The organism is Paenibacillus sp. 01L418, assembly GCF_056400045.1.
This window is the reverse complement of record NZ_JBFTSN010000504.1, coordinates 1-4,179: the sequence shown is the minus strand read 5'-3', so window position 1 is coordinate 4,179 and position 4,179 is coordinate 1. Positions and strand designations below refer to the sequence as shown.

4 protein-coding genes are annotated in these 4,179 nt (G+C 43.1%); 2 read left to right on the top strand and 2 right to left on the bottom strand.

All coding sequences use genetic code 11. The annotated features are described in order from the left end of the window. Positions 1 to 152 precede the first annotated feature (152 nt). Together AC1DSE_RS31415 and AC1DSE_RS31410 are read right to left on the bottom strand one after the other, a co-directional pair. Positions 153 to 920: an alpha/beta fold hydrolase gene (locus tag AC1DSE_RS31415; protein WP_477512987.1), complete on the bottom strand. Its 768-nt coding sequence runs from the start codon at positions 918 to 920 to the stop codon at positions 153 to 155. A gap of 28 nt (positions 921 to 948) precedes the next feature. Next, positions 949 to 1,896 (bottom strand): COX15/CtaA family protein, encoded by a 948-nt coding sequence (locus tag AC1DSE_RS31410; protein WP_477512986.1) that lies wholly within the window; start codon positions 1,894 to 1,896, stop codon positions 949 to 951. 140 nt (positions 1,897 to 2,036) lie between these two features. Between AC1DSE_RS31410 and AC1DSE_RS31405 the strand changes: the two genes are divergently transcribed. Next, positions 2,037 to 2,666 carry a TetR/AcrR family transcriptional regulator gene (locus AC1DSE_RS31405; protein WP_477528776.1) on the top strand — a complete coding sequence of 210 codons (630 nt, stop codon included), beginning with the start codon at positions 2,037 to 2,039 and terminating at the stop codon, positions 2,664 to 2,666. A 980-nt stretch (positions 2,667 to 3,646) separates the two neighbouring features. Beyond that, positions 3,647 to 3,904 (top strand): integrase core domain-containing protein, encoded by a 258-nt coding sequence (locus AC1DSE_RS31400; RefSeq protein WP_477512984.1) that lies wholly within the window; start codon positions 3,647 to 3,649, stop codon positions 3,902 to 3,904. Positions 3,905 to 4,179: the final 275 nt, after the last annotated feature.

The following is a 4,179-nucleotide window of genomic DNA, read 5'->3' as shown; positions in this document are numbered from 1 at the left end:
AGTATGAAGCCCTTACTTAAGCTTAATTTTCTTCATATTTGTTGTCGTTTGATAAGGAAGGAGACAATAAATTGAACAACTAAATGATATGAAGGCAGCCGATCGATGATGGCTGCCTTCATGCCGTTATTGCACATATACTTTAAATTGTGCTATTTATTTATAAATTGCTCCATCCAATTCTGCATGGCATCAACAATCTTCTCCAACTGGTCATCTTCTCCGATTTGAGGATCACTATCTCCCTTTTGCAGGCCATAAGATCCGAATTGTCCGTGATTCCCGCCATTGATCGAAACATATTCCGTTAACTCGGGAAGATTGGCTTTTGAGCTTTCCCATACTTCATGTTTAAGAACCCCGTCAGACGTACCTGTAATTTGCAGCGCGGCAAGGTCGGTATCGGCAAGGTTTCCGCTCTCATCGGCATACGATGCTAAGAAGTAGATGCCTGCCAGTTGATCGCTGTGCTCTGAAGCATATCTGGCCGCAAACGCGCCCCCTAGCGAGTGACCTCCGATGACAAAGGATTCCCCCGGATGCTCCTTCACGAAGGAATCGGCCTTGTTTTGCCCAAAAATAGCCAGATTAAGCGGCATTTTTGCAATGTATACACGATGACCTAGCTTAGCAAGCTCGCTTGCAAACGGCGAATAGCTACCCGGCTCAACTAATCCGCCAGGATAAAAAATAATGTTGGGCTGCATGATGCTTCCATCCGCTGGCTCGAATGTGTACCCGTCTTTCCCTTGTGTTACATTTACCTCGCTGTTGCTTTGCAATGCCGACTCCGCTTTATTGCTTGGTGCGTATGTTTGAGATTTTAGATACAGGAATGATCCGGCGGCAACAAGCGCGATGAGGACGAAGCCCGCGAGCAGGATGCGCAGCCATATGCGTTTTCGTTTTGTCTTTGTCACTGAGCAGCTCTCCTTTGAATAACTTTCATTATTTTTCAATTGTTGCAGGCTTGGAAAGCCTCCATGTCAGATAACTCATGTAGGCAAGCATGCCAAATAGTACAGCAATAGTGGTCATATGGGCTAGTACAACGAACATGTACAATTCCGGACGGTTAAGCGTATACAGCATGCCTACACCAGTAAGAACTTGGAACAAAATGAGACCAACAGCAAACTGGGCTTGCATCGTCAATTCCCGATTGCTCTTGTAATACTTGTAAATCCAAAACCACAACATGACAACCAGCAAAACCAGCAGCATACCGGCGATCCGGTGAGTCAATTCAATTGTTATCCCTCCTGCCAATTCCGGCAACCGACTGCTTGTGCAAAACAATCCGGTACAGGAACCTGCCGAATCGGTATGACTTACAAATGCGCCGGTATAGACCACCAGATAAGAATATACGGTCAAGCACCATACAAAATAGCGAAATGCCTTGCTTGTCCTCGGCATTTTCTCGAATTTCGCAAGTCCCCGCGCTTTCTGTTCTTGCCTCGAGCCAAGACTCGTCATTAAAGAACTCGCTAAAGCGATAAAAGCAAAGCCCAAATGGAGCGCCATCACAGGGGAAGATTGTGAAAATACGACTGCTAATGCACCCATTGCGCCTTGAACGATGACAAAAACCAGTGTTAACGCTGCAAAAAATTGCAGATCTTTTCGCTGCTTCAAATACACTAAAAAAGTTAGCAGTGTAACCACTGCCAAAATGCCTGCAGTCGTACTCACCAGCCTATGCGTGTATTCGATGACGGAAGCAAGCGTATGAGCCGGAACAAATTCCCCGTGACACAGTGGCCATTCCGTGCCGCATCCCAGACCTGATTCTGTTCTGGTGACGATACCACCTCCAAATGTCGCGAAAAACATAAACAGCGTTGTTGCGTAACTAAGCCATTTCAACCGAGTAATCGTTGCCAGTGTTTTCACCTGCCTTTTCTAGATGCAACCATGACAATTTTCATGGAGGAGATACTTTGATCTCATTAATTATATTTACCGGTAGGTAAATTATCAAGGTGCTTTTGATTAAAATGATGAATTGTCATAAAATATTCATGGAGGTAGTTATGATAAAAAAACACTCGCAACGTGCGCCAGGTAGACCCAAACATGCAAAAGATGATCCTTMCATACGGGAAATGATTATTAAGACTGCATCCAAACGTTTTATGGAGTATGGATACGAGTCTGTGTCGCTGCTGCAAATCGCCGAAGAATGCCAAGTGTCCAAGCCTGCTATTTATTATCATTTCATTAGCAAACCGGAATTATTTAAAGTGGCAGTTACAACCGTCTTAAATCAAGTACATAGGCATATATCTCGTATTCTACAGGAGGCCGAACACCTCGAAGACGGATTGGTTACAGTAGCCGAAGCGCGGTTAACCAATCCCCATGCCGAAATTGAAACGATGCTGAGAGAGGCTGAGCCCTTTTTAAATGAGGAACAACTAATGGAAATAAGACAATCCGAGCATAGCATCTACCAGTTATTAGCGGAACATTTTCAAGTGGCAATGGACAACCATGTGCTTAGAGTCAACGATCCTATGCTTCTGGCACAAACCTTCTCCGCGATGATGCTGCTAGGAAATCGAAAAGACACCCTTCTAAAATACGCATCCAATAGGGCATTGGCAAAAGAAGTGGTTGGAATCTTTCTGCGAGGCACATCCAATGTGGGTAACAAAAAGTAAAAAAACTGAGCAAAATGACATTTATCGTATTTCTTTATGATAAATTTCTTCTAACAATCAAAGAAGGGGTCACCTTTGTTTAAACTATGTTTATCTGCAGTTTGATTCGCTCAATAAATTTATAGGTATTATCCCTTATGTCTCAATACACTATACTTTTAGCTTAAACCTAAAATACGAAAACCCATAAAATCAGGGGTTCGAGAAAATCAAAACTAGTAATTGCATTCAATTATGGAGGCTGTATTTGCAATCGGAGCCAAGATTAATGAAATTAAGCATCACTTCGCCCCTTCCCACATGAAGGGGCAACGGAATTTCCTGAGATTAATTTAGGGATTATCACTGTACGTGTGCACGTCTGCAATAGTTGTAAACATGTTGAGCTTTTCTTTAATCCACCGCAATAATATCAAACGAGCGCCGTAGACTTTACGGCACTTTATTTCCCTCTTGTCCAATAATGTGACTTCAGGGGCATATTCCCTCCTTTGAAATGTATAGCGAAGATCTAGATATCGATTACGGCGAGCATATTCAAATATTATTACTTATCTATATAGCGCCATCGTGCGATGKCAAAGCCACACAAAGCACTGCCTTTGACAGTCGATGTCCTCGCAAATCCAACTCATTTCCAATAGCGCAGCCGATTACCGTCACATTGGTGGGCCGGGTTGACGGCACTCCCACTTGCTGATGAAATTACCATTCGTTTGAAAGAAGTCTAAGAAGCGAACGAAGCTGCCGAGGAAGTCCCAGATGCGCATGCGACGTACAAAGGAGCCTATTTGATAATAATCAATCACCAAATCACCATGACGTTCCCAAACAAGCACTTGAAGTTTAAAACAAATGCTGGCGGATTGAGGTGTTTTTCCAAGCGGTCAAGTAGGAGCTTGGATCTGAGAAACGTGTCATTCCACATCCGAAGTCCATCAATATGCACTTTGGAGCTATACCTGTGAGAGCGCCTCTGCTTGATCCATGAGCGTATCCCGCCTAGGACTCCAAACATGAACGCCTACTTCGAGTCGTTCCATAGCATTTTGGAGCGCCATCTGTTCGGCATACGAGATTTCATGACCTACGAGAAGGCTTATGAAGCACTGGAGGAATACATGGACTTTTACAATAATCTAAAGATTCACGGGGGATTGATTCAGATGTCTCCAGCTCAGTTTTCAGAGTGGACCAAGACGCTGGAGGACACTTCAGCCTTCCATAGAAAGGTGTAACAGCACGATAATAAGAGCTTACCTAAGAATGAATATTTTTGTTCGGTAAGACTCCGGTTTTAGGGGGGCTAGCCGTTTACACCATCAGTAAAATGAAGCGTTGCCTTCTTGAAGTTCCAGAAATTTCGAAGAACGATTTTTGATATGTAAATTTATATATATTGCTTCCATTCAAATCTTTTTTAAGTAATTTATAACACATAAATCCATTTTGAAGATATGGTAGTCTACAAAAATAATATACTTATGATCTCATATTCCGCTCAGCTCTACCT